The following is a 21,371-nucleotide window of genomic DNA, read 5'->3' as shown; positions in this document are numbered from 1 at the left end:
AGAATGACGGGCATGCCTGAATCGTCCGCTCCCGCTGCGCTGCCCCGGATCCTGTCCGGGATGCAGCCGACCAGCGACTCCCTGCACCTCGGCAACTACCTCGGGGCGCTGGTCAACTGGGTGAAGCTGCAGGACGAGTTCGACGCCTACTACTTCGTCGCCGACCTGCACGCGCTCACCGTGCCGACCGAACCGGCCGTGCTGCGGCAGCGCACCCGGGTGACAGCGGCCCAGTACCTCGCGGGCGGGGTCGACCCCAAGACCTCCGCGGTGTTCTGCCAGAGCCACGTCACCGAGCACGCCGAGCTCGGCTGGGTGATGAACTGCCTCACCGGCGACGGCGAGGCCCGGCGGATGACGCAGTTCAAGGACAAGGTCGCCAAGGGCCAGAACGCCAACGTCGGGCTGCTCACCTACCCCATGCTCATGGCCGCCGACATCCTCATGTACGACGCGGCCTACGTGCCGGTCGGGGAGGACCAGCGCCAGCACCTCGAGATCACCCGTGACCTGGCGGAGCGGTTCAACACCCGGTTCGGCGAGACCCTCGTGGTGCCGGACGCGTACATCGTCAAGGGCGCCGCCAAGATCATGGACCTCCAGGACCCGACGTCGAAGATGAGCAAGACCGGGTCGTCGCCCAAGGGCCTGATCGACCTGATGCAGGACCCTGCCCGGATCGCCAAGAACATCCGCTCCGCCGTGACCGACACCGATGGCGAGGTGCGCTACGACCCCGAGACCAAGCCGGGCGTCTCCAACCTGCTCGTCATCCACTCGGTGCTCTCCGGCGTCCCCGTCGAGGAGGTCGCGGCGTCCTTCGCGGGTCGTGGCTACGGCGACCTCAAGAAGGAGGTGGCCGAGGTGGTGGTCGACCGCCTCACGCCGTTCCAGCAGCGGATGGCCGAGCTGCTCGACGACCCGGCCGAGCTCGACCGGATCCTCGCCGACGGTGCCGACCGCGCTCGCGAGGTCGCACAGGCCACGATGGCTCGCGTGCGCGCTGCCGCGGGACTGCTGCCCAGTGCCCGCTGAGACGGCGCGGTCCAAGAGCGTTGGGTAGGGTCGCCGTCGTGCCCACCATCGGTGTGTCCATCGCCATCCCGTCGCCGCACGCGGAGATGCTCCAGGCCAAGCGTGCTTCGTTCGGCGACCCCTTGGCCGACTCGATCCCCACGCACGTCACGCTGCTGCCCCCGACCGAGGTGGACGGCGACGACCTGTCCGATGTGGTCCAGCACCTCGAAGACGTTGCAGCCCAAGGACATTCGTTCCCGATGGTCCTGCGGGGCACTGGCACCTTCCGGCCGATCTCGCCGGTCGTGTTCGTCCAGGTGTCCGGCGGCCTCGCCGACTGCGAGCTGCTCGAGAAGTCGGTGCGGCGCGGGCCCCTCAAGCGCAAGCTCGACTTCTACTACCACCCGCACGTGACGGTGGCCCACCACGTCTCCGAGGACAACCTCGACCGTGCCTTCCGCGACCTGGCCGACTTCGAGTGCACCTTCGAGGTGACCGACTTCCACCTCTACGAGCACGGAGCCGACGGCGTCTGGCGCCCGGTGCGGTCGTTCGAGCTGGACGGGGCCTGACGGTGCAGACGCTCAAGGGGTGGTGGGCGCGGTTCCAGGCGACCCCCGTCTGGCGGGCCTGGAAGCGTTACGGCGACCACCGCGGCAACCTCATCGCCGGTGGCGTCGGCTACTTCGCGTTCTTCTCGGTCTTCCCCGCGGTGCTCCTGGCCTTCACCGTGTTCGGGATCGTGCTGCGCAGCCAGCCCCAGCTGCTCGCCGACACCAAGGACGCCATCAACAACCTGCTGCCCGGCTTCGTCAAGACGCCCGACCAGCCCGACGGTGTCATCGACGTCACGGTGCCGACCGGCGCTGCCCTGTCGGTGCAGGGTGTCGTCTCCGTCGTCGGCCTCGTGCTGGCCGGCACCGGCTGGCTCGGCGCGCTGCGCGAGGGCATCCGCGCCATCTTCGGCGTGGGCCCGTCATCCGGCAACGCCGTGCTGGCCAAGCTCCGTGACCTCGGGGTGCTGCTCCTGCTGGGCGTGGCGATCCTGCTCTCGGCGGCGGTCGGCGCCGTCGCCGGCTCCACGGCCTCGTGGGTGGCCGACCACCTCGGCCTGGGCGGCCAGGGGTGGGTCCTGACCGTCGTGGCCTTCGTCGTCGGTGTCGTCCTCGACGGGTCGATCGTGGCGGTGATGCTGCGCGTCCTCTCGGGGATCCACCTGCCCTGGCGGGCGGTGCGACACGGCGCGATCTTCGGCGGGATCGGGCTGACCCTCCTCAAGACCTTCGGCGCGCTGCTCATCTCGAGCACGACCGGCAACAAGCTCTACCTCGGGTTCGCGCTCGTCGTCGGCCTGCTCGTGTGGCTGAACTTCATGTCGCGGGTGATCCTGATCTCCGCCGCCTGGGCGGCCAACGACCTCGAGACCGGTGTGACGGTCCCCGGCCTGAGTGCCGGTCAGGTCGACAAGCTCGTCGAGGGCCCCGACACCGAGTCCCTGGTCACGATCCGTGAGCGCACCGACGCGGGACTGCCCACCTTCGGACAGCGCGCCGCCGACCGCACGAGTGTCGCCGCGGGAGCGGTGCTCGGTGCGGTGGGTGCAGTCGCGCTCGGCTCGATCGGCCGCGGCATACGGAGCCTGCTCCGCCGGCGGTGACCGTCCGGCGGCACGAGGGCCGGCGGTGTCGGCTCGCCAGTGCCCGGCGTGGCCCGGCTGGGATCAGCGGTGCCGGGCGGCGCTACGCGCCCTGACCACGCGCCGTCGGGCCCGGACCACGAGGGTGAGGGCCAGGAGCACGACGGTCGAGCTGGCCAGGCCCGCGGTGTCGCGCCAGGTGCGCGGCCGGGCCGACGGCCCCGGCTCGCGGGAGGCAGCCCCGGCTGCGGCGCCCGCTGCCGGTGCCGCCGCGGCGGCGGTCGGCTGCAGGGTGGGGGAGGTGCTCGGCAGCGGGCGGGGCGGCGCGGCGACGGTGCCGGGCGCGACGAGCTCGCCCACGGCCCCCGCCCGGTCGCCGTACGCGAACGCCCAGTCGTACATCGCGGCCTGCGGTCGCCACGACGAGTCCAGCCCGTACATCTCGCTGAGCAGGTAGGTCCGCCCGCCGCGGGTCACGGCCGAGATGAAGGTGCGGTTGGCCTTCTCGGTGTAGCCGTTCTTGATGCCGATGGTGCCCTCGTAGTTGTAGAGGAGCTTGTTGTGGTTCTGGATCTTGTACGTCGTCCGCTTCTTGGTCTTGGGATCGACCCGACCCGGGAAGTCGACCTCCTTGGTCGTGACGTAGCTGCGGAAGTCCTTCAGCTCCAACGCTGCCCGCCCGATCAGGGCCAGGTCGTAGGCGCTCGAGGTCTGGCCCGGGGCGTCCAGCCCGGACGGATCCTTGGCGACCGTGTCGTGCGCCCCCAGGTATGCCGCGTGCTCGTTCATCGCGGCCAGGGTCGCCTCGCGTCCGCCACCGGCCTCGGCCAGCGCGTAGGCCGCGTCGTTGCCTGACGACATCAACAGGCCCTGGAAGAGCTGGCGTCCCGTGTAGGGGAGCCCGGGCACGATGCCGACCCGGGTGCCGTCGGCGTTCGCGTCCTGCTGCGTCGCGACGACCGTGCGGGTCGCCGGGACCTTCGGGATCAGGGTGAGCGCCGTGAGCGTCTTCAACGTGCTTGCGGGGAGCAGGCGGGCGTGGGCGGCCTTGGCCGCGACGACCTTCCCCGAGTCGAGGTCGGCCAGCACCCACGCCACGTCCTTGAGCTCCGGCGGCGCCGGCACGCCGGCGGGCAGCTCGGTGACAACCGCCATCGAGGCCAGCTCCGGGCCGCCGATCGACGACAGCGGCTCCACGGTCGCCCTCGGCACCGGCAGCGTCTTCGTCGTGACGGTCGGGGTCGGCTTCGGCGTGGTCGCCGCACCGGCCGACCCCGTGACCGCGGCACCCAGCGAGAGCGCCACCGACACCACCAGGGGAGCGAGGAGCGCGCGCGACGACGCTGTCACGAGGGCCAAGGGGCTAGAACCGCGAAGTCAGGAGCGCGCGCTTCACTTCCTGGATCGCCTTGGTCACCTCGATGCCACGAGGACAGGCGTCGGTGCAGTTGAAGGTGGTGCGGCAGCGCCACACCCCCTCCTTGTCATTGAGGATCTCGAGCCGCTGCGTGCCGCCGTCGTCGCGGCTGTCGAAGATGAACCGGTGGGCGTTGACGATGGCGGCGGGGCCGAAGTACTGGCCGTCGTTCCAGAAGACCGGGCAGCTCGTCGTGCAGGCCGCGCACAGGATGCACTTGGTCGTGTCGTCGAACCGGTCGCGGTCGGCCTGGCTCTGGATCCGCTCGCGCGTCGGCTCGTTGCCCTCGGTGATGAGGAACGGCATCACCTCGCGGTAGGCGTCGAAGAACGGCTCCATGTCGACGATGAGGTCCTTCTCGACCGGGAGGCCCTTGATCGGCTCGACAGTGATCGGCTTGTCGGGGTTGACGTCCTTGATCAGCGTCTTGCAGGCGAGCCGGTTCTTGCCGTTGATCCGCATCGCGTCCGACCCGCACACGCCGTGGGCGCAGGAGCGGCGGAACGACAGCGAGCCGTCCTGGTCCCACTTGATCTGGTGCAGCGCGTCCAGCACGCGGTCGGTGGCGTGCGAGGTGACCTCGTAGCTCTCCCAGTGCGGCTCGCTGTCCTGCTCGGGGTCGAAGCGCGCGATCCTGAGCGTGACGGTGAACGACGGCACGGCTCCCGGCTTGGGGGAGTCGCCGGTCGTGGCCTTCTCTGCGGTGGCGGTCATCAGTACTTGCGCTCCATCGGCTGGTAGCGGGTGACGGTCACGGGCTTGTAGTCGAGGCGGACCTCGTCCGCGAACCTGGGGCCCTGCTCGACATCGGTGACGGGCGCGCGGTAGGCCATCGTGTGACGCATGAAGTTCACGTCGTCGCGGGACTCGTAGTCCTCGCGGAAGTGGCCGCCGCGCGACTCCTTGCGGGCCAGCGCGCCGAGCGTGATGACCTCGGCCAGCTCGATGAGGAAGCCGAGCTCGACGGCCTCGAGCAGGTCGGTGTTGTAGCGCTTGCCCTTGTCCTGCACGACGACCGCGGCGTAGCGCTCCTTGAGCTCGTCGATGACGCCGAGGGCCTCCTTCATCGAGGCCTCGGTGCGGAACACCTGGACGTTGCGGTCCATCGTCTCCTGCAGGGCGCGCCGCAGGTCGGCGACGCGCTCTCCGCTCTCGCGGGTGCGGATCGTCTCGACCATGCCCTCCACGAGCCCGGCGGGGTTGGCCGGCAGGTCCACGAACGGCGCGTTGGCGGCATACTCCGCGGCCGCGATGCCGGCCCGGCGCCCGAAGACGTTGATGTCCAAGAGGCTGTTGGTGCCGAGGCGGTTGGACCCGTGCACGGACACGCAGGCGACCTCGCCGGCCGCGAAGAGGCCGGGGACGATGTCGGTGTTGTTGCGCAGCACCTCGGTCTCGACGTTGGTCGGCACGCCACCCATCGCGTAGTGCGCGGTCGGGTAGACCGGCACCGGCTCGGTGTACGGCTCGACGCCGAGGTAGGTCCGCGCGAACTCGGTGATGTCGGGCAGCTTGGCATCGATGTGCGCCGGCTCGAGGTGGGTCAGGTCGAGCAGCACGTAGTCCTTGTTGGGGCCGGCGCCGCGACCCTCGCGGACCTCGTTGGCCATCGACCGCGCGACGATGTCGCGGGGCGCCAGGTCCTTGATGGTGGGGGCGTAGCGCTCCATGAAGCGCTCGCCGTCGGCGTTGCGCAGGATGCCACCCTCGCCACGGGCTGCCTCGGACAGCAGGATGCCCAGACCGGCGAGACCTGTCGGGTGGAACTGGAAGAACTCCATGTCCTCCAACGGGATCCCGCGCCGGAACGCCACACCCATGCCGTCGCCGGTGAGGGTGTGGGCGTTCGAGGTCGTCTTGAACACCTTGCCGGTGCCGCCGGTCGCGAAGACGACCGACTTGGCCTGGAACACGTGCAGCTCACCCGTGGCCAGCTCGTAGGCGACGACGCCGGCGGTGTGCTCGATGCCATCGTGGCCGGTGTTCATGAGCAGGTCGAGGACGTAGAACTCGTTGTAGAACTCCACGCCCTGCTTCACGCAGTTCTGGTAGAGCGTCTGCAGGATCATGTGTCCCGTGCGGTCCGCCGCGAAGCACGACCGGCGGACGGCGGCCTCACCGTGGTTGCGGGTGTGCCCCCCGAAGCGGCGCTGGTCGATCTTGCCCTCAGGGGTGCGGTTGAACGGCAGCCCCATCTTCTCCAGGTCGATGACTGCGTCGATGGCCTCGCGGCACATGATCTCGGCAGCGTCCTGGTCGACGAGGTAGTCGCCGCCCTTGACGGTGTCGAAGGTGTGCCACTCCCAGTTGTCCTCCTCGACGTTGGCGAGGGCGGCACACATGCCGCCCTGGGCCGCGCCGGTGTGGGAGCGGGTCGGGTAGAGCTTGGTCAACACCGCCGTGCGGGTGCGAGTGCTCGACTCGAGCGCGGCACGCATGCCTGCGCCGCCGGCCCCGACGATGACGACGTCGTACTTGTGCGTCTGCATCAGTGCTGATTCCTTAGCGTTTCAGGGTCGTCCGGGGTCATCGGGTGCACACGGAGAGGGTGGAGGAGGGGTCGAGGCACGGGTCGAACGTGAAGATCACCAAGGTGCCCAGCACCATGACGAGCAGCGCGCTGGCCACGAGCAGACCCTTGAGGATCCAGCGCGTGCGGTCCTTCTCGGTGTAGTCGTTGATGATCGTGCGGACCCCGTTGAACCCGTGCAGCTCGGCGAGCCAGAGCATCAACATGTCCCAGGTCTGCCAGAACGGGCTGCTCCACTTGCCGGCCACGAAGGCGAAGTCGATGCCGTGGATGCCCTCGCCCAGCATCAGGTTGACGAACAGGTGGCCGAAGACGAGGACGAGCAGCAGCACGCCGCTGGCCCGCATGAAGACCCACGACCAGAGCTCGAAGTTGCCCCGGCCCTTGGAGACGCGGCGGTAGCGCGACTTCTTCTTGGAGACGGCGTCGGGGCCGGCGTGGTAGTTGGTCTCGGTGGTGGCGCTCATGAGCTCCCCCGGCCTCTCAGTGCGTGAACACGATGGTCAGGTGCCGGATCGCGAAGGGCGCGAAGAGCACGACGAAACCGACGACGACCGCCCAGAAGAGCTGTCGCTGGTACTTCGGGCCCTTGGACCAGAAGTCGACGGCGATGATGCGCAGGCCGTTGAGCGCGTGGAAGATCACCGCGGCGACGAGGCCGGCCTCACCGAGCCCGACCACGGGGTTCTTGTAGGCCCCCATCACCTCGTTGTAGGCGTCGGGGGAGACCCTGACGAGCGCCGTGTCGAGCACGTGCGCGAAGAGGAAGAGGAAGAGGAGTACGCCGCTGATGCGGTGGGCCACCCACGACCACATGCCTTCGCGGCCGCGGTAGAGGGTCCCGTTGGCTGCCTGCGCCACTGCGCGTCCCTTTCGAAGCGATGTCACGGCAGTCGTCGTCCAGCGTCGAGGGCCGTAGTACGCCCGTCAGGTTATCGGCCCGCCCGCGCGGACCGTGAACGCCCCCGCTGTGAGAAAGCAGACAGGTCCGGTTACCCGCGGGTATGCCGCGTCGCCGGCGCACCCGCGAGCGCCCGCCGACGTCGGGCGGCGGCGTAGTGCCCCAGCAGCTGGTCGGTGAGCCCGGCCCACGACCGGCCGGCCACCTGGGCGCGCCCTGCCTCGCCCATCGCCTCACGCTTGACCCGGTCGCCGGCGAGGTGGGTGACCGCGTCGCGCAACGACGTCGGGTCATCGGGGTCGAACAGCAGCCCGGTGCGGGAGTGGTCGACCAGGTCGAGGGGGCCGCCCCGGGCCGGTGCCACGACGGGCAGCCCGGTCGCGGCCGCCTCCTGGAGCGTCTGCCCGAAGGTCTCCCGGGTGCCGGTGTGCACGAAGACGTCGACCGCGGCATACGCCCGAGCGAGGTCGTCGCCCTCCCGGCATCCGAGGAAGACGGCGTCGACCCCGGCGGTGGCGAGGGCGGCGCCGTCCTGGCCGCGGGTGGGGCCGTCACCGACGAGCACCACCCGCAGCCCGGGCACCCCCGCGAGCGCGGTGAGGCGCTGGAGCTCCTTCTCGGGAGCCAGTCGCCCGACGTAGCCGACGAGCACCTGGCCGTCGGGGGCCAGCGAGCGGCGCAGGGCGACCGTCCCCGCGTCGAGCCGCCACCCCGGGTGGAACTGCCCCGCGTCGACCCCCCTCGCCCAGAGCGTCACGCGGGGGACGTCGTGGGCGCGGAGCTCGGCCAGCGTCGCGCAGGAGGGGGCCAGGGTGAGGTCGGCGAGCTCGTGCATCCGGCGGATCCAGCGCCACGCCGCTCGCGCCGCACCCCGCCCCACGGCGCCGGGGCCGTGCTGCCGGAGGTAGCTCGGCAGGTCGGTCTGGTAGACCGCCACCGCGGGGAGCCCGAGCCGGTCGGCTGCCGACAGGGCACTCGCGCCGAGGACGAACGGCGACGCCACGTGCACCACGTCGGGGGCGAAGCCGCGCAGCAGCGTCTCCACCTCACCGCCGAGCGGGAGCCCGACCGGGAACTGCCGCACCGGGACCGACGCCAAGCCGAGCACGGCATACCCGGCGTAGCTGGTCGGGGCCGGTCGGGGGGCGACGACGACCACCTCGTGGCCGCCGTCGCGCAGGCACTCGACCACCCGGCAGACGCTGGTCGTCACGCCGTTGAGGTGGGGGAGGAAGGACTCCGTCACGATGGCGACTCGCACGACTCCAGCGTCCGCACCCACGGTGAGGGAACGGCCACGGGCGGGGGTGTGTCGGGTGAGCGGCAGGTGACCGGCTGGTGGGTGGGCTAGCGTTCCGGCCATGTCATCGGCGGCGGCGAACGAGGCTGCAACAAGCAACGAGCACTTCTGGGCGGTGATCCCGGCGGGTGGGGCGGGCACGAGGCTGTGGCCCTTGTCGAGGGCCGCCTCGCCCAAGTTCCTGCACGACCTCACGGGCACCGGCCGCTCCCTGCTCCAGTCCACGTGGGACCGGCTGGTCCCGCTGACCGGCTCACGCGTGCTGGTGGTCACCGGGGTCGCCCACCGGGCTGCCGTGTCGGCCCAGCTGCCCGAGCTGCCGGCCGACCAGCTGCTCGCCGAACCGGCGCCGCGCGACTCGATGGCCGCCATCGGCTGGGCCGCCGCCGTGCTCGAGGCGCGCGACCCGTCGGCCGTGCTCGGGTCGTTCGCGGCCGACCACGTGATCGCCGACGAGGAGGCGTTCCGGGCGTGCGTGACCACGGCGGTGGCCGCCGCCGAGCAGGGGTACGTCGTCACGATCGGCATCGAGCCGACCCATCCGTCCACCGGGTTCGGCTACATCGAGCTGGGCGAGCCGTGGGCGCAGGGTGCGGTGGCGACCCCGGGCGCAGTGCACACGGTGACGCAGTTCGTGGAGAAGCCGGAGCGCGCGCGGGCGGAGGAGTACCTCGCCACGGGGCGGTTCCGCTGGAACGCCGGGATGTTCGTGGTGCGGGCGACCGTGCTGCTCGACCTGCTGGCGCAGTGGCACCCCGAGCTCGCGGCCGGGCTGCGGGCGCTCGCCGCAGACCCCTCGAGCCTGACCGAGGTGTGGCCGGGCCTGGACAAGATCGCGATCGACCACGCCGTCGCCGAGCCGGCGGCCGCCGAGGGCCGGGTCGCGGTCGTGCCCGGTGGCTTCGGCTGGGACGACGTGGGTGACTTCAGGTCGCTGGGGGCCCTGCTCCGCGACGCCGACGGTATGCCGGGGGTGCGGGTCCTGGGGGACGCCTCGGCCGTGCGGGTCGTCGACGGCGGTGGGGTCGTCGTCCCAGGGGGCGACCGGGTGGTCGCGGTCGTCGGGCTCGACGACGTGGTCGTGGTCGACACCCCGGACGCGCTGCTCGTGATGTCGCGCGAACGCGCCCAGGACGTGAAGGCCGTCGTCGACGCGCTGCGCGCCGAGGGCCGCACCGACCTCCTCTGATCAGGCGGCGAGGTCGCGGCGGCGGAAGGCCGTGAAGCCGACGGCGCCGACCAGGGCCGCCAGCGCCGTCAGCCAGACCAGCCCGGCGGCGTTCGCCTCGCCACCCGGCAGGCTGCCCAGGTGGTCGAACGGCGACAGGCCCAACGCCCAGGACGGCAACGAGAGCAGCGCCCCGAACTCACCCAGGAGCACGAACAGGGTCAACAGCCCCCAGGCCAGGGCCGACCAGCGCGGGAGCAGCCCGAACAGGAGCACGGTGAGGGCCACGCACACGAGGACGGCCGGCGCCGTCGCGAGGGCGGCCGGCAGCAGCTGGGCGATGCCGCTGCTGGTGGCCGACCCCGCCGCCAGTCCGGCGGCGACCCCGACCACCGTGAGCAGCCAGACCGACCCGGCGGCCGCGACGACGGCGTGGCTGGCCAGCCACTGCCACCGGCTGACGCGGGTCGCGAGGACAACCTCCCCGCGTCCGCTGCCCTCCTCGGACCGCAGGCGCAGCGTCGTCGAGATCCCGTAGGCGGCGGCCCCCACGGACATGAACCGCAGCTCGGCACCGAAGAAGACGTCGAGGATCGAGCCCTGGCCCCCGCTCATCTTGCGGAACATCTCCTCGATCCCGGGGCTGTCCACGATCTGGTTGACCGAGCTCGCGATGCTGCCGACGACGAGGCCGAGCACGGCATACCCGAGGGTCCAGCCGAGCAGCGACCCGCGCTGCAGCCGCCACGCGAGGCCGAGCGGTGAGCCCAGCGACGCGGCGGCGCGGGCCGGGCCGGGTCGGGCGGCCCACAGGCCCGCGCCGAGGTCGCGCCGCTGGAGCAGGACGTCGGCGACGACGAGGAGGAGTGCCGTCAGGACGGCGGCGGGGACGAGCCACCACAGGCGGTTCGCGCCGAACGGACTGACCTGCTCCGCCCAGCCCAGGAAGGAGGCGTTCACGAGGTCCTGCCCCCGGCCCGTGGACGTGTCGGCCATGGCGCGCAGGGCGAAGGCCAGGCCGAGCGCCGCGATGGCGATGCCGCCGGCACCCCGCGTGGTCGAGGTCAGCTGCACCGCCACGGCGGTGATGCCGGTCATCACGAGACCGGCGACGACCTCGACCGCACCCAACGCCAGCGAGCCGGTCAGGTCGACGCCGGTGGGCAGCAGGCTGAGGCTGGACAGCGCGGCGGTGCCGACCACGGCCAGGAGCGCGAGGCCGACCGCGGCAGCCAGGGGCGCACGTCGCCCGACGACCCCGCCGGCGACGAGCTCGAAGCGCCCTTCCTCCTCCTCGGTGCGGGTGTGCCGTCGCACGATGGCGAAGGCCAGGAAGGCGCTGAACAGGCTGCCCATCATGATCGTCTTGAGGACGCCGATGCCCTCGGAGGTCAAGGAGGGCAGCGGTCCGTACAACGCGGTGAGCGACGGGTTGTCCGCCATCACCTTGGCCCCGGCGGCTGCCTGTGCGGGGTCGGAGTAGAGGTCGAGGGTCGCTGCCATCGAGGCATAGGCGGTGGCCGCCATGAGGAGCGCGGCGGTCGTGATGACCCACCGGTCCCGCCGCCAGGCGAGCCGCAGGAGCGCGCCGGTGCCGGCGAACGACGTCAGGCCGGCGCCTGCGGACGACGTCATGCCGACACCTCCGCCCTGATTGTGCTGTCGGGGATGGCGTCGTGGTACTGCGACAGGAACAGCTCCTCCAGGGTCGGCGGCTGGCAGGTCACCGCCTCGATGCCGTGGTCGCCCAGCCGACCGAGCACCTCACCCACCGCGCTGGTCTCCACGGACAGCACGATCCGCTCGCGGTCCTGGCGGGCGGAGTCGACCCCCGGCCAGCCCTGCGCCTCGGTCACCGTGACCGGCCGCGCGAGGGTGGCGGTGATGCTGGTGCGGGTGAGGTGGCGCAGGTCGGCGAGGGTGCCGGAGTCGACGATCCGGCCTGCGCGCACGATGCTCACCCGGTCGGCGGCGGTCTCGACCTCGGAGAGGATGTGGCTCGACAGCAGGACGGTGCGCCCCTCGGCGCGCACGCGGGCCAGGTGATCCTGGAAGACCCTCTCCATCAACGGGTCCAGCCCCGAGGTGGGTTCGTCGAGGACGAGCAGCGGGACGTCGGACGCGAGCGCCGCGACGAGGGCGACCTTCTGCCGGTTGCCCTTGGAGTAGGAGCGGCCCTTCTTCGTGGGGTCGAGCTCGAAGGCCTCGAGGAGCTCGGCGCGTCGGGTGTCGTCGACCCCGCCCCGGAGCCGGCCGAGCAGGTCGATGACCTCGCCGCCGGTGAGGTTGGGCCAGAGCACGACGTCGCCGGGCACGTAGGCGAGCTGGCGGTGCAGCTCGGTGGCGTCCTTCCACGGGTCACGGCCGAGCAGCCGCACAGTGCCGCCGTCGGAGCGCAACAGGCCGAGCAGGACCCGGATGGTCGTCGACTTCCCGGCGCCGTTGGGGCCGAGGAAGCCATGGACCTCGCCCTCGTGGACGGTCAGGTCGAGGCCGTCGAGGGCGGTCGTGGTGCCGAACTTCTTGATGAGGCCGACGGCCTCGATGACAGGAGCCATGGCGCCCACCATACACTGTTTTCAGAAATCTCTGAATGATCTAAACTCGCCTCATGACGCCCACCTCCCCCGCTGCCGACCCGGCGCGCTTCGTCGAGCGGTTCGGGTCCGCCCTCACGGCGGCCGGGATGCAACGGCTGCCCTCGCGGGTCTTCGCGGCCCTGCTGGCCGACGACGACGGACGGATGACGGCCGCGGAGATCGGGGAGGTGCTCGCCGTCAGCCCCGCCTCCGTGTCGGGGGCGGTGCGCTCGCTGCAGCAGCTGCGGATGATCCACCGCGAGCGCGAGCAGGGCAGTCGTCGCGACGTCTACGTCGTCGCCGACGACGCCTGGCACGACGTGATGATGAACTCGGCCAACCTCTACGCACCGCTCACCCAGGCGCTGCGTGACGGCGTCGACCAGGTCGGGGGCGCGGGCACGACGGCGGGGGACCGCCTGGCCCTGAGCGTCGCGTTCCTGGAGTTCGTCACCGAGGAGATGCAGCAGCTCTCCGAGCGGTGGGACAAGCGCCGGGCCGAGCTGGGCCACTGACTGACCCCAGCTTCAGGTGTGACGGGGTGGGGTGACCGAGGCCACGGTGAGGTGGGCCACGAGCGGCGACCACACGGCACACCGGCTCACTATCGTGGGCGCATGGCCGCCGACGTCCCCGAAGACCGCTTGCAGACCCGCACCGAGTCCGACCTCCCGATCAAGGCCGTGTATGCCGCGGGCGACCTCGAGGGCTTCGACCCCGCCACCCAGCTCGGTGCGCCCGGGGAGTTCCCCTACACGCGGGGCGTCTACCCGAACATGTACACGGGGCGCCCGTGGACGATGCGGCAGTACGCCGGGTTCGGCACGGCCAAGGAGTCGAACGAGCGCTACCACGAGCTGGTGGCCAACGGCACCGGCGGGCTCTCGGTCGCCTTCGACCTGCCGACCCAGATGGGCTACGACTCCGACGAGGCGATCGCCCACGGTGAGGTCGGCAAGGTCGGCGTCGCCATCGACTCGATCGACGACATGCGGACGCTGTTCGGGGGGCTGCCGCTCGGTGACCTGTCGACGTCGATGACGATCAACGCCCCCGCCGCGACCCTGCTGCTGATGTACCAGCTCGTCGCCGAGGAGAACGGCGCCGACTCGTCGAGGCTGGCCGGCACGATCCAGAACGACGTGCTGAAGGAGTACATCGCCCGCGGCACCTACATCTACCCGCCGAAGGAGTCCTTGCGGCTGATCAGCGACATCTTCGCTTACTGCCACAAGGAGCTGCCGCGCTGGAACACCATCTCCATCAGCGGCTACCACATGGCCGAGGCCGGGGCGACGCCCGCGCAGGAGATCGCCTTCACCCTCGCCAACGCCAAGGAGTACGTCCGCGCCGCCCAGGCAGCCGGCCTCGACGTCGACGACTTCGCGCCGCGACTGTCGTTCTTCTTCGTCGCCCGCACCACGCTGCTGGAGGAGGTCGCCAAGTTCCGGGCGGCTCGCCGGATCTGGGCGCGGATCATGCGTGACGAGTTCGGGGCGAAGAACCCCAAGAGCCAGATGCTGCGCTTCCACACCCAGACCGCCGGCGTGCAGCTGACCGCGCAGCAGCCCGAGGTCAACCTCGTGCGGGTCGCGCTCCAGGGGCTCGGGGCGGTGCTCGGTGGCACCCAGTCGCTGCACACCAACTCGTTCGACGAGGCGATCGCGCTCCCGACGCAGAAGGCTGCCCGCCTCGCCCTGCGCACCCAGCAGGTGATCGCCTACGAGACCGACGTGACCAAGACGGTCGACCCGTTCGCCGGCTCCTACGTCGTCGAGTCGATGACCGACGACGTCGAGGCCGCCGCGCTCGACCTGATCCAGGCCGTCGAGGACCGTGGGGGAGCGGTCGCCGCGATCGAGCAGGGCTTCCAGAAGTCCGAGATCGAGCGGTCGGCCTACCGGATCGCGCTCGAGATCGACAGCAAGGCGCGCACCGTCGTCGGGCTCAACCGGTTCGCCCTCGACGAGGAGGAGCCCTACGAGCCGCTGCGCGTCGACCCGCAGATCGAGCACGACCAACGCGAGCGGCTCGCCGCACTGCGGGCCGAGCGCGACAACGCCGCCGTCGAGGCTGCCCTCGAGGCGGTGCGCGAGGCGGCCCGCGGCACCGACAACCTGCTCTACCCGATGCGCGAGGCGCTGCGGCTGCGCGCCACCGGCGGCGAGGTCAGCCACGCGCTGCGCGACGTCTGGGGCCTCTACGTCCCGCGCGACACGTTCTAGCCCCGCGCCACCGAACCGCGGCCGCCACAGGCCCGCGGAGGGCAAGGGGTCACGGACGCCGCGAGTAGAGTGCGCGCTGACATGACCGACAACCTCCTGGTGGCGCTGTGCGCCACCGTCGACGCCCTCGCCCCGGAGCTCCTCGCACTCCAGCACGACGTGCACGCCCACCCCGAGCTGTCCCGGGGTGAGGCCCGCACGACCGCGACCGTCTCCCGCCGGCTCGCCGCGGCCGGGATCGTGCACCGCTCCCTCCCCGTCAGCGGCATCATCGCCGACCTCGGGGCCGAGCAGCCGGCCTACCGGGTCGCGCTGCGCGCCGACCTCGACGCGCTGCCCGTGGGCGAGGTCACCGGCCTGCCCTGGGCCTCGACCACCGAAGGCATCTGCCACGCGTGTGGTCACGACGTCCACGTGGCCGCCATGCTCGGCGCCGGGCTGGCCCTCAAGCAGCACGAGGAAGCGCTGCGCGAGCGGGGGATCGGGGTGCGCCTGCTGTTCCAGCCGGCCGAGGAGGTCATCCCCGGCGGCGCGGTCGACCTGCTGGCCGAGGGAGCGCTCGACGGGGTCGACGCCATCTTCGCCGTGCACTGCGACCCCAGCCTCGACGTCGGCAGCGTGGGCCTGCGCGAGGGCGCCATCACCGCGGCGGCTGACCGGGTCAGCGTCCACCTGAGCGGTCGCGGCGGCCACACCTCGCGCCCCCACCTCACCGAGGACCTCACCTTCGCCCTGGCCAAGGTGGTGACCGAGCTCCCCGCGGTGCTGTCCCGACGGCTCGACCCCCGCAGCGCCTTCGCGCTGGTCTGGGGTGAGGTGCACGCGGGCCAGGCGGCCAACGTGATCCCCTCGAGCGGCGCCATCGCCGGCACCCTGCGGATGCTCGACGCGCAGGCCTGGACCACGATCGGCCCCCTCCTCGCGGAGGCGGTCGAGCACGTCGTCGCCCCGTATGCCGTGACGGCAGTGCTCGAGCACGTCCAGGGCGTGCCACCCGTGGTCAACGACCCCGAGGCCATCGACGTCTTGCGCGCCGCGGCCGAGGGCGCCGGGCTGGTGGCGGTCAGCACGCCGCAGTCGCTCGGCGGCGAGGACTTCGCGTGGTACCTGCGGCAGGTGCCGGGCGCGATGGCGCGCCTGGGTACGCGGACGCCCGGTGGCCGGACCTACGACCTGCACCAGGGTGACCTCGTGGTCGACGACGGTTCGGTCGTGCAGGGCGCGCGCCTGCTCGCCGGCGCGGTCGTCTCCGGCGTGGTCAAGACCGGCGCCGTTGCTCCTGCACCGGTATGAGAGACAGTCGCGGATCGGTAACGGTTTGTGCCCCAAGACCGGCAAGCCTGACCAACCGGCTGATTCATCGGGCTATCCTCACGGCCTAGTGGCGCACCAGAGCGCCTCATGCACACCAAAGAACAGGAGACAGCCTTGCGTCACACGATGAAGGTTGCAGCGGTGATGTCAGTGGCAGCACTGACCCTCGCCGCATGTGGTGACTCGGGCAACGGCTCGGGCTCCAGCAGTTCCAGCTCGAGCACGACGAAGAAGGCCGCCATCAAGGTCGGCATGGCCTACGACGTCGGTGGTCGCGGTGACCAGTCCTTCAACGACTCCGCTGCGGCGGGGCTCGACAAGGCCAAGTCCGAGCTCGGGGTGGACACCAAGGAAGCCGCCGCCGTCAACGGCGAGAACGAAGCGGCTCGCGAGGAGCGCCTCCAGCAGCTCATCGACGCCGGCTACACCCACGTCGTCGCGGTCGGGTTCGCCTACGCCAAGTCCGTCGGCAAGGCCGCCAAGGACAACCCCGACGTCCACTTCGCCATCGTCGACGACGCGTCGGACGACTCCAAGGGCGCGAACGTCGACCAGATCACGTTCGCCGAGAACGAGGGCTCCTTCCTCGTCGGTGCGGCCGCTGCGCTGAAGTCCAAGTCGGGCCACATCGGCTTCGTCGGTGGCGTCAACGTCCCGCTGATCAAGAAGTTCGAGGCTGGCTACATCGCCGGCGCCAAGGCCGTGAACCCGTCCATCAAGATCGACTCGCAGTACCTCACCCAGCCGCCGGACTTCAGCGGCTTCGGTGACCCGGCCAAGGGCAAGACCGCGGCTGACGGCATGTACCAGAAGGGCGCCGACGTGGTCTACCACGCAGCCGGCGGTTCGGGTGGTGGCGTCTTCACGGCAGCCAAGGCGGCCGGCAAGCTCGCGATCGGTGTCGACTCGGACCAGGCCCTCACGGCCCCCGAGGGTGTGCGCTCGGTCATCATGACGTCGATGATCAAGAAGGTCGACGTCGCGGTGTACGACTTCATCAAGTCGGCGTCCGAGGGTAAGGAGCTCACGGGCAACAATGTCTACGACCTGAAGGCCGGCGGTGTGGACTACTCCACGACCGGTGGTCAGATCGACGACATCAAGTCCAAGCTCGATGACTTCAAGGCCAAGATCATCTCTGGCGAGATCAAGGTGCCCGTCACCCCCTGATCGACCCCCTTGTAGGGCATGTGGGCAACACACGGCCCGGGCGGCGCGGTAGCGTCGGACCCGGGCCGTGTGCTTGTCTGATCGCCCACTGCACCCGGCAGACCACCCCTGTCGGATGCGCCCCCATTTGCGCCACCCGCCCGCGCTGTCGCGGGCCCGGACCAGGAGTGTGAGCCATCACTGCTTCTCCAGCGCTGACCCCGACCTCGACCTCGGAAGGTGGTGCCCCGGCCGTCGAGCTGGAGGGGATCACCAAGCGGTTCCCGGGTGTGGTCGCCAACAAGGACATCACCTTTTCGGTGCGCCGTGGCACGGTCCACGCGATCGTCGGGGAGAACGGCGCCGGCAAGTCCACCCTGATGAAGATCCTGTACGGCGTACAGCGCCCGGACGAGGGCACCATCAAGGTCAACGGCGAGGTCGTCCACCTCCACTCGCCGTCGGACGCCATCGCCGCGGGGATCGGCATGGTCTTCCAGCACTTCATGCTGGCCGACAACCTCACGGTCCTCGAGAACGTCGTCCTCGGCGCGGAGAAGCTGCACGGCATTGGTGACGGGGCCCGCCGCGAGATCAAGCGCATCTCCGACGCCTACAAGCTCGACATCGACCCCGACGCGCTCGTCGCCGACCTCGGGGTGGGTGCCCGCCAGCGGATCGAGATCCTCAAGGTGCTGTTCCGCGGGGCCAAGACGCTGATCCTCGACGAGCCGACCGCGGTGCTCGTGCCCCAGGAGGTCGACGAGCTGTTCGACCAGCTGGCCGAGCTGAAGGACGAAGGGCTCACCGTCCTGTTCATCTCCCACAAGCTCGACGAGGTGCTCCGGGTCGCCGACTCCATCACGGTGATCCGCCGCGGCACCACCATCGACACGGTCGACCCCTCGTCGGTCAACGCCCGGCAGCTCGCGGAGCTGATGGTCGGCTCCGAGCTCCCGTCGCCCACGACCGAGGAGTCCACGGTCACCGACCGGGTGCTGCTCCGGCTCGACGACATCGTGCTCGGTGGCGGCTCCGGCCGCCCGGTCCTCGACGGCATCTCCCTGACCATCCACGCGGGCGAGGTGCTCGGCATCGCCGGCGTCGAGGGCAACGGCCAGGCCGAGCTCGTCGAGGTGATCATGGGGATGCGCGAGCCGAGCTCCGGCGAGGTCTACCTCGGTGACACCGACATCTCCGACTGGCACGTCCGCGAGATCCGCGAGGCCGGCGTCGGCTACATCCCGGAGGACCGGCACCGCCATGGCCTGCTGCTGGAGGCGCCGCTGTGGGAGAACCGCATCCTGGGGCACCAGACCGAGTCGCCCAACGTGAAGGGCCAGCTCATCGACGCGGCCGCCGCGAAGGCTGACACCGAGCGGCTCGTCAAGGAGTACGACGTCCGCACCCCCTCGATCTTCGTCACCGCGGGCTCCCTCTCGGGTGGCAACCAGCAGAAGCTCATCATCGGTCGCGAGATGAGCCACCAGCCCAAGGTGCTCATCGCCGCCCACCCCACCCGTGGGGTCGACGTCGGCGCGCAGTCGAGCATCTGGGACCACATCAGGGCCGCCCGGCGTGAGGGCCTCGCCGTGCTCCTGATCTCCGCAGACCTGGAGGAGCTGATCGGCTTGTCCGACTCCATCCGCGTGATCCTGCGCGGCAAGCTGTCAGGCGACTTCGACCCCGACCACGTCACGGCAGAGGACCTCGGTGCCGCCATGACGGGCGCCGGCGAGAAGGAGGAGTCGCGGTGAAGTCGTTCAACGTGCGTCGCATCGTGCTGAGCCTGGCCGCCCCCGTGCTGGCGCTGGTCGTCGCCTTCGTCGTGACGTCGCTGGTCCTCGTCGCCGTCGGCGACCCTGTCGGCGATGTCTGGAAGACGATCCTCGCGGTGCCCAAGCCCCGGCAGACCGTCAACATCATCAACGCCGCCTCGGTGTTCTACCTGTCGGCCATCGCGGTGGCGGTGGGGTTCCGGATGAACCTGTTCAACATCGGGGTCGACGGCCAGTACCGCGTCGCCGCCTTCGCCGCGGCCATCTTCGCCGGCCAGGCCTGGCTCCCCGGGTGGCTCAACATCATCGTGGCCATCATCGTCGCCATGGTGGCCGGTGGGCTGTGGGCCAGCATCGCGGCATACCTCAAGGTGAAGCGCGGCGTCTCCGAGGTGATCTCGACGATCATGCTGAACGCCATCGCCACCGGCGTGGTGAGCTGGCTCCTGCTGAAGGTGTCCAGCCGCGGTGAGGGCTCCAACAGCATCGAGACCAAGACCATCCCCGAGTCGTCGCAGCTCGAGGGCTTCAAGCTGATCCCAGGCGCGACGAACCGGGTCTACACGTTGCTGCTGCTTGCGATCCTCGTCGGCCTCCTCTACTGGTTCGTGCTCGGCAAGACCCGGTTCGGGTTCGACCTGCGAGCCACCGGACGGTCCGAGAGCGCCGCCGTCGCGAGCGGGGTGAACGTGCCACGCATGGTGATGACGGCGATGATCGCGTCCGGTGCCCTCGCCGGCCTGGTGGGGATGCCGCTGCTGTTCGGGCAGGACCACAACTACGGCACGACGTTCCAGTCGGGGCTCGGGTTCGCCGGCATCGCGATCGCCCTGCTGGGCCGCAACAACGCGGTCGGCATCGGGTTCGCCTCGCTGCTGTGGGCGTTCCTCGACGTGCAGTCCAACGCGCTGCAGATCCAGGCCGACGTGGCCCAGGAGCTCGTCAACATCATCCAGGGCGTCATCCTCTTCGCCGTCGTCATCGCCTACGAGCTGATCCGGCGGGCCGACAAGCGGATCGAGCAGACCCGGGTCGCCCGCGAGCTCGCGGCGCAGAAGCAAGCCACCCCCGCCACGGAAGGAGCCCCGGCATGAGCGCCGCGCGACTCGAGGTCGGCACCCAGGCCGTCGTCGACCGGCCGAAGCGGCGCAGCTTCGGGGTGCGCGAGTGGTCGATCGTGGCGGTCGGCGCGATCGCCATGATCTCCGTGCTGCGCCTGGTGACCGGTGCCGACGACATCGCGTCGTCCGGTGCCCTCGCCGCAGCCATCGGCCTCGCCGTGCCGATCGGGCTCGCCGGTCTCGGCGGCCTGTGGTCGGAGCGTGCGGGCGTGGTCAACATCGGGCTCGAGGGCATGATGATCCTCGGCACCTGGGGAGCCGGGTTCTTCGGCTACCACATGGGGCCGTGGGCCGGCCTCTTCGGCGCCGTCCTGATGGGGATGCTCGGCGGCCTGATCCACGCCGTCGCCACCGTGACCTTCGGGGTCGACCACATCGTGTCGGGTGTCGCGATCAACATCATCGGCCTCGGGGTCGCCAAGTACCTCGCCGCGAGGTTCTTCACCGGGCTACCCGGTGGTGGGCCGACCCAGTCACCGCCGATCGACTCCCTCCCGGACTTCACCATCCCCGGGGTGTCCGACGGCCTCGGCACGATCGAGAAGAAGGACTGGTTCTTCGTCAGCGACGTCGCCGCCGTCCTGCGCGCCCTGTGCACCAACGTCTCGGTCCTCACGATCATCGCGGTGCTGCTCTTCGTCGGCACCTGGTGGGTGCTGTGGCGCTCCGCGTTCGGGCTGCGCCTGCGGTCCGTGGGCGAGTCGCCGGTCGCGGCGGAGTCCCTCGGGGTCAACGTGCTGCGCTACAAGTTCCTCGCCGTGCTCGTCTCCGGTGGCCTCGCGGGCCTCGGTGGTGGCTTCCTCGCCCTCGTGGCGGCCAACATCTACCGCGACGGGCAGACCGGTGGCCGTGGCTACATCGGCCTCGCCGCCATGATCTTCGGCAACTGGCGGCCGGGCGGTCTGCTCACCGGTGCCGCGTTGTTCGGCTACACCGACGCGGTCCAGCTCCGCGGCGGTGCCACCGTGCACGCGTTCCTGCTGCTCTTCGCCGTGCTGCTCGTCGCCGTCGGCGTCTGGCAGATCGTCCGCAACCAGCGGATCGTCCAGGGCGCGCTCGCCATCGTCGTCGGCGTGCTCGTCGGCTGGTGGTACTTCGCGGTCGACGCAGTGCCCGCCGAGCTGACCGGCACCACTCCCTACGTCACCACGCTGCTGGTGCTCGCCTTCGCCTCCCAACGCCTGCGCATGCCCGCAGCCGACGGCCAGGTCTACCGCAAGGGTGAGGGCAGCTAGT

At 70.8% G+C, this 21,371-nt stretch carries 19 protein-coding genes; 11 read left to right on the top strand and 8 right to left on the bottom strand.

Annotation, left to right across the window (positions count from 1 at the left end; genetic code table 11):
* The first annotated feature begins 3 nt into the window (after positions 1-3).
* The 3 genes from trpS to ABD262_RS18655 are packed head-to-tail and all read left to right on the top strand — an operon-like array spanning position 4 to position 2,674.
* On the top strand, positions 4-1,035 hold the full coding sequence (gene trpS, locus ABD262_RS18665; RefSeq protein ID WP_425564904.1) for a tryptophan--tRNA ligase: 1,032 nt from the start codon (positions 4-6) through the stop codon (positions 1,033-1,035).
* 38 nt (positions 1,036-1,073) lie between these two features.
* Positions 1,074-1,589, top strand: coding sequence for a 2'-5' RNA ligase family protein (locus ABD262_RS18660; RefSeq protein WP_344139464.1), 516 nt, complete (start codon positions 1,074-1,076; stop codon positions 1,587-1,589).
* A gap of 2 nt (positions 1,590-1,591) precedes the next feature.
* Complete coding sequence (locus ABD262_RS18655; protein ID WP_344139458.1) at positions 1,592-2,674, top strand: YihY/virulence factor BrkB family protein; 1,083 nt, start codon at positions 1,592-1,594, stop codon at positions 2,672-2,674.
* A 63-nt stretch (positions 2,675-2,737) separates the two neighbouring features.
* Here ABD262_RS18655 and ABD262_RS18650 read toward each other — a convergent pair whose 3' ends face one another.
* The 6 genes from ABD262_RS18650 to ABD262_RS18625 form a co-directional block, all read right to left on the bottom strand.
* On the bottom strand, positions 2,738-4,003 hold the full coding sequence (locus ABD262_RS18650) for a D-alanyl-D-alanine carboxypeptidase family protein (protein WP_344139455.1): 1,266 nt from the start codon (positions 4,001-4,003) through the stop codon (positions 2,738-2,740).
* A gap of 13 nt (positions 4,004-4,016) precedes the next feature.
* Positions 4,017-4,784 carry a succinate dehydrogenase iron-sulfur subunit gene (locus ABD262_RS18645; protein WP_344139451.1) on the bottom strand — a complete coding sequence of 256 codons (768 nt, stop codon included), beginning with the start codon at positions 4,782-4,784 and terminating at the stop codon, positions 4,017-4,019.
* Positions 4,784-6,559 (bottom strand): succinate dehydrogenase flavoprotein subunit, encoded by a 1,776-nt coding sequence (gene sdhA, locus ABD262_RS18640; protein WP_344139448.1) that lies wholly within the window; start codon positions 6,557-6,559, stop codon positions 4,784-4,786. The genes ABD262_RS18645 and sdhA overlap by 1 nt, the downstream gene beginning before the upstream one ends.
* A gap of 37 nt (positions 6,560-6,596) precedes the next feature.
* Entirely contained in the window at positions 6,597-7,067 is a 471-nt protein-coding gene (locus tag ABD262_RS18635; protein WP_344139445.1) for a succinate dehydrogenase hydrophobic membrane anchor subunit, read from the bottom strand.
* 16 nt (positions 7,068-7,083) lie between these two features.
* Positions 7,084-7,461, bottom strand: a complete 378-nt coding sequence (sdhC, locus tag ABD262_RS18630; protein WP_344139442.1) for a succinate dehydrogenase, cytochrome b556 subunit — start codon at positions 7,459-7,461, stop codon at positions 7,084-7,086.
* A 131-nt stretch (positions 7,462-7,592) separates the two neighbouring features.
* A complete protein-coding gene (locus tag ABD262_RS18625) occupies positions 7,593-8,762 on the bottom strand; it encodes a glycosyltransferase family 4 protein (RefSeq protein WP_344139440.1) in 1,170 nt (389 codons plus the stop codon).
* A 100-nt stretch (positions 8,763-8,862) separates the two neighbouring features.
* Between ABD262_RS18625 and ABD262_RS18620 the strand changes: the two genes are divergently transcribed.
* A complete protein-coding gene (locus ABD262_RS18620; RefSeq protein WP_344139437.1) occupies positions 8,863-9,990 on the top strand; it encodes a mannose-1-phosphate guanylyltransferase in 1,128 nt (375 codons plus the stop codon).
* On the opposite strand, the gene ABD262_RS18615 is transcribed toward ABD262_RS18620, so the two are convergent.
* On the bottom strand, positions 9,991-11,604 hold the full coding sequence (locus ABD262_RS18615) for an ABC transporter permease (RefSeq protein ID WP_344139434.1): 1,614 nt from the start codon (positions 11,602-11,604) through the stop codon (positions 9,991-9,993). It lies immediately after the preceding gene.
* Complete coding sequence (locus ABD262_RS18610; protein ID WP_344139431.1) at positions 11,601-12,527, bottom strand: ABC transporter ATP-binding protein; 927 nt, start codon at positions 12,525-12,527, stop codon at positions 11,601-11,603. Before ABD262_RS18610 ends, ABD262_RS18615 begins: the two co-directional genes overlap by 4 nt.
* A 53-nt stretch (positions 12,528-12,580) precedes the next feature.
* Here ABD262_RS18610 and ABD262_RS18605 point away from each other — a divergent pair, with 53 nt between their 5' ends.
* The 7 genes from ABD262_RS18605 to ABD262_RS18575 all read left to right on the top strand — a co-directional run bounded on the left by ABD262_RS18605 (position 12,581) and on the right by ABD262_RS18575 (position 21,370).
* Positions 12,581-13,063 (top strand): GbsR/MarR family transcriptional regulator, encoded by a 483-nt coding sequence (locus tag ABD262_RS18605; RefSeq protein WP_344139428.1) that lies wholly within the window; start codon positions 12,581-12,583, stop codon positions 13,061-13,063.
* A gap of 102 nt (positions 13,064-13,165) precedes the next feature.
* Positions 13,166-14,773 carry an acyl-CoA mutase large subunit family protein gene (locus tag ABD262_RS18600; protein WP_344139425.1) on the top strand — a complete coding sequence of 536 codons (1,608 nt, stop codon included), beginning with the start codon at positions 13,166-13,168 and terminating at the stop codon, positions 14,771-14,773.
* An 81-nt stretch (positions 14,774-14,854) separates the two neighbouring features.
* A complete protein-coding gene (locus ABD262_RS18595) occupies positions 14,855-16,066 on the top strand; it encodes an amidohydrolase (protein WP_344139422.1) in 1,212 nt (403 codons plus the stop codon).
* Positions 16,067-16,231: 165 nt separating this feature from the next.
* Complete coding sequence (locus ABD262_RS18590) at positions 16,232-17,257, top strand: BMP family lipoprotein (RefSeq protein ID WP_344139419.1); 1,026 nt, start codon at positions 16,232-16,234, stop codon at positions 17,255-17,257.
* A gap of 269 nt (positions 17,258-17,526) precedes the next feature.
* Complete coding sequence (locus ABD262_RS18585) at positions 17,527-18,993, top strand: ABC transporter ATP-binding protein (RefSeq protein ID WP_344139416.1); 1,467 nt, start codon at positions 17,527-17,529, stop codon at positions 18,991-18,993.
* On the top strand, positions 18,990-20,108 hold the full coding sequence (locus ABD262_RS18580) for an ABC transporter permease (RefSeq protein ID WP_344139413.1): 1,119 nt from the start codon (positions 18,990-18,992) through the stop codon (positions 20,106-20,108). The genes ABD262_RS18585 and ABD262_RS18580 overlap by 4 nt, the downstream gene beginning before the upstream one ends.
* Positions 20,105-21,370 (top strand): ABC transporter permease, encoded by a 1,266-nt coding sequence (locus ABD262_RS18575; RefSeq protein WP_344139410.1) that lies wholly within the window; start codon positions 20,105-20,107, stop codon positions 21,368-21,370. The genes ABD262_RS18580 and ABD262_RS18575 overlap by 4 nt, the downstream gene beginning before the upstream one ends.
* Position 21,371 lies beyond the last annotated feature (1 nt).

Origin of the sequence: Pedococcus bigeumensis, from assembly GCF_039531795.1 — a bacterium.
Classification (GTDB): Bacteria; Actinomycetota; Actinomycetes; order Actinomycetales; family Dermatophilaceae; genus Pedococcus; species Pedococcus bigeumensis.
Note: the sequence above shows the minus strand (reverse complement) of the source record. Positions and strands in the feature narration are given on the sequence as shown.

Coding starts and splice junctions, on each gene's coding strand:
- trpS (WP_425564904.1), top strand. CDS start 4: ATGACGGGCATGCCTGAATCGTCCGCTCCCGCTGCGCTGCCCCGGATC.
- ABD262_RS18645 (WP_344139451.1), bottom strand. CDS start 4,784: ATGACCGCCACCGCAGAGAAGGCCACGACCGGCGACTCCCCCAAGCCG.
- sdhA (WP_344139448.1), bottom strand. CDS start 6,559: ATGCAGACGCACAAGTACGACGTCGTCATCGTCGGGGCCGGCGGCGCA.
- ABD262_RS18635 (WP_344139445.1), bottom strand. CDS start 7,067: ATGAGCGCCACCACCGAGACCAACTACCACGCCGGCCCCGACGCCGTC.
- ABD262_RS18620 (WP_344139437.1), top strand. CDS start 8,863: ATGTCATCGGCGGCGGCGAACGAGGCTGCAACAAGCAACGAGCACTTC.
- ABD262_RS18615 (WP_344139434.1), bottom strand. CDS start 11,604: ATGACGTCGTCCGCAGGCGCCGGCCTGACGTCGTTCGCCGGCACCGGC.
- ABD262_RS18610 (WP_344139431.1), bottom strand. CDS start 12,527: ATGGCTCCTGTCATCGAGGCCGTCGGCCTCATCAAGAAGTTCGGCACC.
- ABD262_RS18605 (WP_344139428.1), top strand. CDS start 12,581: ATGACGCCCACCTCCCCCGCTGCCGACCCGGCGCGCTTCGTCGAGCGG.
- ABD262_RS18600 (WP_344139425.1), top strand. CDS start 13,166: ATGGCCGCCGACGTCCCCGAAGACCGCTTGCAGACCCGCACCGAGTCC.
- ABD262_RS18595 (WP_344139422.1), top strand. CDS start 14,855: ATGACCGACAACCTCCTGGTGGCGCTGTGCGCCACCGTCGACGCCCTC.
- ABD262_RS18590 (WP_344139419.1), top strand. CDS start 16,232: ATGTCAGTGGCAGCACTGACCCTCGCCGCATGTGGTGACTCGGGCAAC.
- ABD262_RS18575 (WP_344139410.1), top strand. CDS start 20,105: ATGAGCGCCGCGCGACTCGAGGTCGGCACCCAGGCCGTCGTCGACCGG.